Source organism: Syntrophorhabdus sp. (assembly GCA_012719415.1).
In the GTDB taxonomy this organism is placed as follows: Bacteria; Desulfobacterota; Syntrophorhabdia; order Syntrophorhabdales; family Syntrophorhabdaceae; genus Delta-02.
In genome coordinates this window covers 1-11,284 of the sequence record JAAYAK010000129.1, presented here as the reverse complement: position 1 = coordinate 11,284, position 11,284 = coordinate 1, and the positions used below count along the sequence as shown (strand labels likewise).

Here is an 11,284-nt window from a genome sequence, read left to right as displayed (position 1 = left end):
GTCTGGGCCTCACGATGCCGGACGGTGACGGCACGAATACCGGCGACGGCGGCCAGGTGACGATCACCAATTCCGGCGGCATCGCCACCAGCGGCGCGGGCGCCATCGCCATCATCGCCCAGAGCATCGGCGGAGGCGGCGGTCTGGATGCGGTCAACGGGAACGCCGGCAGCGCCGGCGGCACCGGCACCGGCGGTCCCGTAACGGTCAACAACAGCGGCAATATCGTGACCCAGGGGTCCTATGCGCACGCCATCATCGCCCAGAGCATCGGCGGCACCGGCACCGGCGGTCCCGTAGCGGTTACCAATGGTGGTAATATCCTGGCGGAAGGTGCGGGCTCTGACGCCATCCTCGCCCAGAGTACCGGTGGTTCCGGGGGCAATATCTCCGTCACGATCCAGGACGGGATTGTTCGGGGAGGCTCCGGGACGGGCTCGGCGGTACGGATACTGGAGGGAGCTGTCAATACCCTCACCAATTATGGAACCCTGGTGAGCAAAGGCGGCCCTCTCGGCAATGCCCTTATCGCGACGACGGGCGATGAGACCATCAACAATTTCGGAACCATCGCCGGCTCTGTCGATCTCGGCACCGGCAACAGCACGTTCAACAACATGACGGGTTCGTGGTTTCTCCCGGGAACCACGGTCAATCTCGGCGGCACGGGCACGCTCACAAATAAGGGAACACTCTCGCCGGGAGGGCTGGAGAACGTCGTGACCACAACAGTTACCGGGAACTATGTCCAGCAGTCGTCCGGTGTCTATGCCGTCGATATCGATACCAGGGCGGGCACCGCGGACCATGTCAAAGTGAGCGGCGCGACGGCACTTGCCGGATGGGTGGCCCCGAACATTGCGAACAAAGGCTTTGCCCTGCCGGGAACACAGCAGGTAACGATCGTTACCGGCAACACCGGTATCACCAACAATGGGCTGAAGGTCATCCAGGCTTCGGCGGCGGCGCAATACGAGTTGGTGTATCCCAATGCGACCGACGTTGCCCTCAGGACATCGATCGACTTCGCCCCTGCCGGACTCACGGGGAACCAGGCGGTCATCGGCAATAACATAAACTCCATACTCCTCGCAGGCGGTTCCGCCTCTCTTGCACCTGTCGTGGCAAGACTTCTCTATCTTCCCTCCGTGCAGGCCCTCGGTGAGGCCTTTGATCGTCTGAGCCCCGCGCCGTTCATGGCAATGTCAACGGCGGCCACGCATTCGAACATCCGGTTCGCAGACGAGATGCTTAGCTGCAATCCCCGTGACGGCGACCACAGGTTCACGAGACAGGTCAGGTGCGTCTGGACGCGTGTCAGCGGCAGTGAAACGCATCTTCGAGGAGATTCCGACAACCTGGGTTACGACCGCAACGCCTACACCATAAGCGCCGGCATCCAGCAACAGATCGCCGGGGACTTCTTTGGCGGTTTCGCCCTTTCTTACGAGAACAGCACCACCGACGTATCGAGCTATTCCCGGAGCACGGGAAGCCAGATACAGGGAGGTCTTGTGGCGAAGAACCGTTGGGGAGGCACCGCGATGGCCCTGGGAGTTACCGGCGGATACGGATGGTACGATACGAAACGGTACGTGGACCTGCCCTATCCGGGGACCACAGCGAAGAGCAAGCAGGGGATAACCTCCTTTTCAGGCCGTGCGCGGCTGGCCCATGACTTCGAGTGGAAGAAATGGTATCTTCGTCCTATCCTTGACGGGACGATCAGTTATGCCAGCATGGGAGGGTTCACGGAATCAGGGGCGGCCGGCGCGAACCTCAGCGTCGAGGGTCGCAGCCAGACAACGATCAGCGCGAGACCTGCCCTGGAGGCAGGCGGGGAGCTTTCCTTCAAGAATGGCATCCTGGCAAGGCCGTATGCCCGTGCGGGACTCCTCCACATCTTCTCCGGCACCAGGACCAACGTCTCGGCCCAGTTTGAAGGGGCGCCCGCCAACGTCCCGTCTTTCACGATCCGCAACAAGCTCGACAGCGACATGGCCTATGTTTCGGCGGGTGTCGATCTTTTCAGCAAGGGCGGCATGGTGCTGCGGCTTGATTACAGCGGACTCTTCTCAGGCAACCTCACCTCGGGCACGGGGAGCTTCAAGCTGTCCATTCCTTTCTAGCGCAGGGAGGCAGAGAATCCCGCGATCCTGCCGAGGTCAGCAGGGGGGTTCTCGCTGCCGGGTCACGCCGCCGTGGTGCGGGCGGTGGAGATCGTGGGCGTTTTCGAGACCGGCGGCATACCCCTCGAGGCCGTTCATGCGGCAGGCCCTTAATGGATCGGAGCGAATGGCGATATATAGTCCAAGGGGCTCCTTCACAGCGAGAAGAACCCGGTACCTGTCATGGAAAAGAGCGGCGAGCAGACCATACATCGGAAGGAATACCTGGGCATAGAGCCTGGCATCAACCTGCGTATCCAGCTGAGGGGAGCACGGGATACCTGGAACGGGACTGTCGTGGGCATGGTGGAAGGCCGGTATCTCATCGCGGAGGTGCCCCCCATACCGGGCCTCTGGGTGAAGCTGCACCAAATGAACAATATCATCGTCCGTTACCTTTATGACGGAAAGGCCTACGGTTTCTACTCCACGCTCATGGCCGCCCTGAACGAGCCGTTTCGCCTGGCTTTTCTCTCCTACCCGGAAAAGATCGAGACGGTCAACCTGAGAAAGTTCCAGAGGGTGCCCTGCCTCATCCCCGGCGCGGTCTCGATGAACGGAGTATCGCACCTTGGTGTTTTCACCGACGTGAGCGAAGGCGGCTGCAGCTTTCTTTTTGACCAGTCAGGTTCCGCGCCAAACCCGGGCGTGAATGTAGGTGATGAGATAGTCTTTTCGGCGCGCCTCATCGGTTCGTCGGAAGAGAGGTCTGTCAGGGCGATAGTGAGGAATATAAGGATGACCGAGAAAGGGACGTCCATCGGCACGCAGTTTCACGAGCCCGGCGATGACCTTCTCGATTCCATCCGTTCTTATATGGGAAAGGTGGTGAACCTTGACGTACCGTGACGGAACGCCAGCGGGCAGGGTCGAAAGTGGTTGGCTTTTCGTGAAAAGTTGTTTAGAATTCCTGTAGTATCCCACATCAACTGCGCGCCCTGGAGAAAGTGGGGCTGTGGATCGGAATTTCGCAGGGGCTCCAGGCGGGTAAGGAGGAAAAGGTTTTGAAACGCTGGCTGTTCCTGACCTCCCTTCTGGTCTTCGTGATCGCCTGTTTTTACCTGTTCTTAACGACCTATCAACGGGTCAGAAATGACGCCATAGAGGAGCTCAACAAACAGCAGACAGCCCATGCCAGGCAGGCAAAGGCAGCGATCGAGGGCTTTTTCCAACAATACATCAAGATGCTTCACCACCTTGCCAGGCACGATGAGATCATCGGCTTCGACAGGGCCGGCAAGCACACCATCCAGGAATTCTACGAGTCAAGCAAGGACGATGTCAGGTCCATCACGCGCGTAGATGCAGAGGGCAGGTTCGTTTACACCGTACCCGACAACAAGAAATACAGTGGAACGGACATATCCCACAGGGGTTTCTTCCAGGTAATGAAGCGCGACCTGAAACCGGTCATCAGCGATGTCCTGACGTCGGTCAAGGGAGATGCCAGGTCTATGGCCCTGCATTATCCCGTGATCAGGAGCGGAAGGTTCGCCGGGTCCGTGGCGGTCATCGTCTCCATCGATGACCTTGCCGAAAAGTATCTGAAGCCGATCCGTATCGGGCAGAGCGGCTATGCCTGGGTCCTGAACCGGAGCGGTCAGGAGCTCTACTGTCCCGTGCCGGGCCATATCGGTGTTTCCATTTACGAAACATCGGGCCGCTTTCCGAGCGTCATCGCCATGGCCGAGGAGATGATGAAGGGCAAGTCGGGGATCACCACGTATGACTACGATTATATTGCGGAAAAGGTAACGAGAAAGATTGTGAAGCACGCGGTCTACATGCCGATAGAGATCGGCGATACGTTCTGGTCCATCGTCGTGGCTACCCCCGAAGATGAAGCACTGGCTGCCATGCAGGGGTTCCGCGACAGGTGGTTCGCCATCATCGGGCTCCTCGTCGCGGGCCTCCTTGTTTTCGTCTTCTATACGGTCAAGTCCTGGGCCGTTGTCAAGGAAGCGCACAGGCGGATGGAGGCCGAGGAGGCGTCGCTGGAGAGCGAGGCCAGGTACCGGTCCATCTTCGAAAACGCCGTGGAGGGCATATACCAGTCGACTCCGGACGGGCGTTTCATAAGCGTCAACCCCGCCCTTGCCCGGATCACCGGTTATGACTCCCCGGAGGAATTGGTCCAGGCTGTCACCGATATCAGCAGGGATATCTATGCCGATCCCGAAGACCGGCGCGCCTTCGAGGCCACGCTGGAAAGACAGGGGACCGTGACGAACCAGGAGGTGCGGTTCAGGCGGCGAGACGGGAAGGTCATATGGGTCTCCCTGAACGGGCGAGCGGTGAAGGACAAGGACGGAAAAGTGTTCCATTATGAAGGCACCGTTGAGGACATAACGGACCGCAAGATAGCCCAGATCATGATCCGGGACGAGATGGAGTTCAACAGGACCCTGCTCCAGACATCCCCGGCATTTTTTGTCGCCCTGAGCGCCGAGGGGAAGACGCTCCTCATGAACCAGTCGATGCTGGACGCGCTGGGGTACACGATGGAAGAGGTCTCGGGGAGGGACTATGTCGAGAACTTTGCTCTTTCCGAGGAAACAGCGGTTGTCCGGGAGGTCTTCTCCCGCATCGTTTCCTCCAACGAGCCGGTGCTGTGCGAGAACCACGTTGTCGCGAGCGATGGCCGCCGGCTCCTCGTGGAATGGCACGGTACTCCCGTCAGGGATGAACAGGGTTCGTTGCAGTACTTCTTCGGCGTCGGTATTGACCTGACGGAGCGCAGAAAGGCGGAAGACGCCCTCAGGTCGGAAACGGAGAAGCTGCAGATGCTTTCCGAGAACGCCCCCGTCGGGATGGTGCTCATCAATCAGGAAGGCCGGTTCACCTATGTGAACACAAAGTTCAGGGAGATGTTCGGGTACGACCTTGGTGACGTGCCCGACGGCAGGTCCTGGTTCAGGAAGGCCTATCCGGACAAGCAATACAGAACAATGGTGATATCTACCTGGCTGGAGGATTTTGTCGATGCCGAGCCTGGCGAAAGAAAGCCCCGCATGTTCACCGTGAACTGTGCCGATGGCAAGCAGAGACTGATAACCTTTGTCACCTTGCGGCTCACCTCGGGGGAGCATCTCATGGTCTGTGAGGATATGACGGAGCTCAAGCGCCTCGAGGACCGGCTCCGCCAGTCTCAGAAGATGGAGGCCATCGGTAACCTCGCGGGAGGGGTGGCCCACGATTTCAACAACATCCTGACCACCATCATGGGATACGGAAGTCTCCTCCAGCAGGAGGTCGGAGGCAACGAGAAGGTGAGGTCTCACGTGGAGCAGATACTCTCCGCGGCCCAGAAAGCGGCCAACCTGACCCAGAGCCTTCTTGCCTTCAGCCGTCACAGGACCGTCACCCTGAAACCCCTCAATCTCAACGAGTCCCTGAAAGGCGCGGAAAAGCTTTTGAAGAGGCTGCTGACAGAGGACATCGATTTCAGGCTGGTCCTGACGGAGAAGGATACGACCATCCTTGCGGACGGGACGGAGATCGACCAGATCCTCTTCAACCTCGTCAGCAACGCGCGGGACGCGATGGCGAAGGGCGGCAGGCTCACCATTGAGACCGATATCGTCGAGATGGACAGCGCCTATCTCGAGGCCCACGGATTCGGTCGACTGGGAGAATACGTGACCATCGCCGTTTCGGACACGGGCGTGGGTATGGATGATGCCACGCAGGAGCGGATGTTCGACCCCTTCTTCACCACGAAGGAGATCGGAAAGGGGACGGGTCTCGGCCTGGCAACCGTGTATGGCATCGTTTCCCAGCACAACGGTTATATCAATGTTTACAGCGAACCCGGTAGAGGCGCCACCTTCCGCATTTTCTTCCCCCTGGCCGAGCCTGCGGCAAAAGAGGAGCAGCCCGATATCGTGGATGTGAAGGGGGGCAGCGAGACCATCCTCATCGCCGAGGACAATGAGGCGGTCATGACCCTCATAAAGAAGATCCTCACGAAACATGGATACCACACGCTGGCGGCGGCCGATGGTGAGCAGGCTGTCGATGTTTTCAGGAACAACGGGGGGATCGATCTCGTGATCCTCGATTCCGTGATGCCGGGGAAGAACGGAAGAGAGGCCTACGAAGAAATAAGGAAGATCTCTCCCGACGTGAAGGCTCTCTTCATAAGCGGCCATACCCGCGATACCCGCCTCGACAAGGGTATAGCCGACGAAGAGGTCAACTTTCTCCCCAAACCCCTCTCACCGATCAAACTGCTGCAGACAATACGGGAAATACTCGATCGGACCTGAAGGCCCGATCGAGGTTCAAGAGTTCAAGGGTTCAAGGGGAATGCATACTTTTCTCGAACGCATTGCTCAGGGGTCTGCGCTGTTGTACTTAGCTCCTCTGCAGGTGGATGTTTTCAGGTGCCGGATGAAGCTGCTTATCATGGCGGCTAGTTTCCTGAATTCACCCGCGAGTTCTTGGAGTTCCTCCCTCTCAATGTACCCCTGATCGAAGGCCAGGTATAATTGTGATCGGGCTTCTCCTGAGGATCCTTTGGCCACCGACAGGAACTGAAGGAATTCCCTGTTACCTCCTCGTTCGTAACCCTCTGCAATATTGGAACTCATTGATATGCAGGCTCTTCTGATCTGATCGACAAGACCGAAATCTCTCGAGAAAGCTCGGCCCTTGGTCAAGTCGTATATACGCTTTGTAAGTCTCCTGGCTTCCTGCCAGATCTGTAGATCTTCGAAATGCTGTTTTGCCATATTGTCCTCCGGTGATAGCGCGTTTTCAGTTGGTATTACTTTCTGCGCCCAAGAATGGACCTGTCAAGCCCAGAAGACACCAGAATCCCTGTGCCTGTCGCTGTCCATACGAGGACGAGGCATTGTTACTCTTGAACTCTTGAACCTTTGAACTCTTGAACCGCCTTTAGGCTACGTAGTTTATCTCCAGTATCCTGTCTATGCGGAAGGTTCGTTCTTCCTTGCGGAGGTGGCAGTACGCGCGAAGGCCTTCGAAGGGTTTGCCCTTGAATTCCATGGGTTCTATCGACAGGGGGTGGATGGTGCGGCGGGATTTGGTGTCGTTGGGCTTGAGGTAAACGATCTCGATGCTGAGGTCGCGTTTGATGGCGTCCAGGATGATGGCGCTTCGCTCGTCGTAGCTCGCGCGCTCGTCGGCCTTGCGGTACTGGAACATGGTGAGAAACTTCGCTACCCGCCAGTCCATACGGATGTGTCCCTTGCTTATCCTCTTTGTGAGGAAAATGCCGTCGAAGCTGGTGCAGCGGCTCAAGGCAACGTAGACCTGGCCATGCGCGAAGGCGCCACGACCCATGTCTATGACGACGCGGTCGAAGGTTTTGCCCTGGCTCTTGTGGATGGTCACGGCCCAGGCGAGTCGTACGGGATACTGGGTGAAAGTGCCCGTGGTCCTCGTGGAGATCTTCTTCGTCTTCCTGTCGTATTGATACTCGAAGAGCTCCCACATGTTGGGGGTGACCTCCACGACTTTCCCGTCGTCGAGCCGGACAAGCACCCTGTCGTCCTCTCCGTCCATCCTGGCGAGCCCCTTGACGATACCCAGGGAGCCGTTCACCCAGCGGCCGTACTTGTCGTTGTTGACGAGCATGACCTGGGCACCGGGCTTCAGGGTGAGCGTCTCCTCGGCGGGCAGGGAAGCACGGTCGAAAACGCCGCTCCTCTTCCCGGCAAGGGTGAAGGCGCGGTCGGGGAGGGCTTCGAGCATGGTGAGATTGCGCGCAGCGGCGAGGTCGTTGGTGCTTGTCAGCGTTATGCAGAACCCGTCCGTCGGAGCCGCGGCATCGGGCCTGTGGTTCCTGTTCAGCCGATCTATGTCGCCGTCCGTGCAGGTGCGGTTGCGTATGGCGTTCAGGAGTTCGATGAAATCCTGCTCTGTCTGGCGGTAGACCTTCTCCAGTTCGATGAACTCCATTTCGAAGGTCTTTTCCTTAAAGACCTGGGCGGAGAAGAAGTAGGGCGATTCGTACCGGTGACTGAATATCTCCCTCTCTGAAGCGGCCACGACCGGCGGCAGCTGATAAAGGTCTCCGACAAAGATCATCTGGACCCCCCCGAACCACTGCTTCCGGTAAGGCCCGTTGAGACGCATGAACTTCTCGACGCAATCGAGGAGGTCCGCCCGCACCATCGATATTTCATCGATGATGATGGTGTCGAACTCCTTGTAGATCTTCGCGTCAGGCCCGCTGATCTTCCTGACCTTCTCCGGCGTGATGCTGGGTTTGAAACCGAAGAAGGAATGGATCGTCTGCCCCTGAACGTTGAGGGCGGCAACCCCGGTGGGTGCCAGCACCGCCACCTCCTTCCGCGTGTTCTGCCGGAAGTATTCGAGAAGCGTCGACTTCCCCGTTCCCGCCTTGCCGGTGATGAAAACGTGCCTGCTGGTGTCCTCCATGACCATGAGGGCCTTCTGAAACTCGGCATTGACCTCAATGAACGACCTGCGCATGACAGACTAGTGTAACAGGAAAGAAGGGCTTTGAACAGTTGGAACCGCTAGAGCCGTTGGAACCGAAAAAAGAGCATCGCAGAAGGAGACTTGATAAACGCCCAGTCAGGCCATTCCAGCGGCTCCAACAACTCTAACGGTTCTAACGGCTCTAACTGTCTTTTCATCCGGTTATCCAGTTCGGGCGGGTTGCGGCGTATTGGGCCACTGTTTGCCTGATCCATTCTTCATCGAGGGTGGGGGTTATGTAAAAGCGTGGTTCGAGGAGGGTGTCGCCGGGGGTTATGATACCTTGCTCGCGGGCCTCATCGGCAAGGGCCGTGCCGGGGTATATCCTTACGCCGATGGAGACCTTGAAGGAATCAAGCGACAGGGAGTCCATGAAAGCCAGGCTTCTTTCGATGGATCCACGCGTTTCGCCCGGGGCGCCGAGCATAAGGAACCCCATCTGCCGTATCCCGTATTTCGTGAGAAGCAGGTTGGTTTCGGCAATATCTTCCCGTCGGAAGCGTTTGTTCATCCTGCGGAGCACCTCGTTGTCGGCGCTTTCAGCTCCCAGTGATACCTCGGTGCATCCCGCCCGGGCCATCGCGGATGTCAGCTCCTCGTCGAGCCGCCACGGGTAGAGGATGCATCGCCATTCCACATCGAGAGAGGCGCGGCTCATCGCCGCGCAGAGTTCCATGGCATAGGACCGCGGCAGATTGAAGGTGTTGTCCACGAAGTAGAGCTTGCGCGCCCCGCGTCCCTTCAGCTTCGCGATCCATTCAACGACGCTTTCCACGTCCCTCTTTCTGAGTATCCTCCCTTCAATGGACGCCGTCGAGCAATAACTGCAATTCAACGGGCAGCCGCGTCTTGTCTGCACGGGCACCCAGGTGTCTTCCTGAACGCGTGAGGTGTCCAGTACGAGGGCGGGGTCGGGAAGCGGGGAGTCCGCCATGTTTCTGATCAGGCCGCGGTGTTCCGCGGGACCGCCGTTTTTGACATGGACGCCGGGGATACTGTCGAGGGTCCCGCCTTTTTCAAGGGCTTCGATGACCGCGAGAAAGGCGACCTCCCCTTCGCCTTCTATTCCAAGATCAGCGCCTGTATCCGCCAGGATGGCGTCGGGGAACATGCTGTAGCCCGCTCCGCCGAGCACGATGGGTTGGTCCGTCAGCGTCCTCACAAGGGGAATGACCGCTCTGTCATCCTCGTAGAGGAACCTGGTGTCCCTCATTGCCTGGTCGTCGATGTTCCTGATGGAAATGCCGATGACCTCAGGCGCATACCGGCTGATGGCTTGCGCTATTTCAGCGCCTGTGTCCCCGACGCGCGCGAGGTCGAGCATCTCCACCTCATGCCCGCGCCGTCGCGCCGCCTCAGCCACAAAAGCAAGCCCCAAAGGCATGGTGCGCATGTTGATCTCGGTGCGGTTGGCCGATATGAGGAGGACCTTCATTATCGTCTGACAAACCCGGCTTCATTGTAACACAGGGGGGGCGGGGAAACCAAGAAAGACGGTTGCAGCTGTTTGAACCGCTGGAGCGAAAAGGATGTCACATGTCGCAAGTCACAGGCCACACGGTGGAGTCAAAAGACTCTGGATGACCATGCTACCCGTCATCTCTGAAAACTTCCTCCACCGTCATTCCGGCGAAGGCCGGAATCCAGAAAAACCTCTGTCAAGACAGTGACTGGTTGTACTGAGTAAGAGACCACAACGCTTGCCGTCAGGTGGTCTCACACCCGTGCTCTCTCCTGGATTCCGGCCTTCGCCGGAATGACGGCGGGTGAGGAATGACGGCTGAACATAGACCGGACCGGGAACCGACTTTGCCAACGAGACGTTGAACGTTCCAGGAAGAAGCTTTATCTCTGGTCTTTCCGTTCAAGCGGCTCAAGCGGCTCAAGCCATTCTATCACCTCTCGCCCGCGGCGAAAGGTGATAGAATATTGGAATGGCCAGGGTGTTGATAGGGTGCAGCGGGTTCAGCTACAGGGATTGGAAGGGGACCTTCTACCCCGCTGAATTGCCCGGACAGAGATGGCTCGCTCACTACTCGGGTGTCTTCCCCACCGTGGAGCTCAACGTCACCTTCTACCGCCTGCCGAAGACCGAGACCTTCGCGAAATGGTACGGAGAGACACCGGCGGAATTTTCCTTCACCCTGAAGGGCAGCCGACTCATCACCCACCTCAAGAGGCTTAAGGACGTGGAGGGTCTCCTGGAGGAATTCTTCGCGAGGGCCTTCACGCTGAGGGAAAAGCTCACGGCGGTATTGTGGCAGTTCCCGTCTTCCTTTTCCATCGAACCAGGCAGGCTGGAGCGGTTCCTTGTGCTTCTCGACAGGTACCCTGTGTGGAACGCCTTTGAGTTTCGCAACGACTCCTGGGTGAATGAAAGGATCGCCGGGATGTGCAGGGCACGGGGCGTGGCGATGTGCATGGCGGACTGGCCCGGCTTCCTCAGGGAACTGCCGATGACCGCGGGTTTCGTTTACCTCAGGCGCCACGGCAACGAGGGAAACTACGCCTCGTCCTATTCCAGAGAGGTTCTGGAGGAGGATGCCGTGAGGATCAAAGGCTATCTCAGGGACGGCCTGGACGTCTTCATCTACTTCAACAACGACGCCCGAGGCCACGCGCCGAACAATGCAAGGGAACTCATG

Annotated in this window: 7 protein-coding genes; 4 read left to right on the top strand and 3 right to left on the bottom strand. The window is 58.3% G+C overall.

Going from position 1 to position 11,284, the window contains the following annotated elements; translation table 11 throughout:
- The 3 genes from GXX82_08125 to GXX82_08115 form a co-directional block, all read left to right on the top strand.
- On the top strand, positions 1-2,129 hold a 2,129-nt coding region (locus GXX82_08125), incomplete at its 5' end, for an autotransporter domain-containing protein (GenBank protein NLT22997.1).
- A gap of 222 nt (positions 2,130-2,351) precedes the next feature.
- Entirely contained in the window at positions 2,352-3,017 is a 666-nt protein-coding gene (locus GXX82_08120) for a flagellar brake protein (GenBank protein ID NLT22996.1), read from the top strand.
- Between the two features lie 155 nt (positions 3,018-3,172).
- Positions 3,173-6,436, top strand: a complete 3,264-nt coding sequence (locus tag GXX82_08115) for a PAS domain S-box protein (GenBank protein ID NLT22995.1) — start codon at positions 3,173-3,175, stop codon at positions 6,434-6,436.
- Positions 6,437-6,502: 66 nt separating this feature from the next.
- Here the strand turns inward: GXX82_08115 and GXX82_08110 are convergent, their stop codons facing one another.
- The 3 genes from GXX82_08110 to GXX82_08100 form a co-directional block, all read right to left on the bottom strand.
- Positions 6,503-6,901 carry a four helix bundle protein gene (locus GXX82_08110; GenBank protein NLT22994.1) on the bottom strand — a complete coding sequence of 133 codons (399 nt, stop codon included), beginning with the start codon at positions 6,899-6,901 and terminating at the stop codon, positions 6,503-6,505.
- A gap of 166 nt (positions 6,902-7,067) precedes the next feature.
- Entirely contained in the window at positions 7,068-8,630 is a 1,563-nt protein-coding gene (locus tag GXX82_08105; protein ID NLT22993.1) for an AAA family ATPase, read from the bottom strand.
- Between the two features lie 163 nt (positions 8,631-8,793).
- On the bottom strand, positions 8,794-10,074 hold the full coding sequence (locus tag GXX82_08100) for a radical SAM protein (protein NLT22992.1): 1,281 nt from the start codon (positions 10,072-10,074) through the stop codon (positions 8,794-8,796).
- Positions 10,075-10,573: 499 nt separating this feature from the next.
- Between GXX82_08100 and GXX82_08095 the strand changes: the two genes are divergently transcribed.
- The coding region (locus tag GXX82_08095; protein ID NLT22991.1) for a DUF72 domain-containing protein at positions 10,574-11,284 on the top strand (711 nt) is incomplete at its 3' end.